This window comes from Pantoea sp. GbtcB22 (genome assembly GCF_019091025.1).
Lineage (GTDB): Bacteria > Pseudomonadota > Gammaproteobacteria > Enterobacterales > Enterobacteriaceae > Pantoea > Pantoea leporis.
On sequence record NZ_JAGXKB010000705.1, the window covers coordinates 1 to 241 of the forward strand.

A 241-nucleotide genomic window follows, 5' to 3' on the forward strand; every position below is an offset into this window, starting at 1 on the left:
GTGCAGATGGATATCCTCGCTGCGCTGGAAATCGAGGGCGATCTGGAACATCGCATCCAGCGACGCCTGCATCGCGCCACCCACGTTGGTGGGATCGAGCCCGCCGACAAACTGCACGCCCATCTGCATCGCTTCGCGCATCAAGCCAACAACCTTCGAATGCAGCAAACCGTGCTGCGGGAAGGCAACGATTTCACACGGGAATTGCGCATGATTCGCTAGCGCCAGCTTGAGATGCTCA

1 pseudogene is annotated in these 241 nt (G+C 58.9%); it reads right to left on the reverse strand.

The features are described from left to right. Positions 1-241, reverse strand: a pseudogene (locus KVT28_RS26415) (deaminase); the annotation flags it as partial.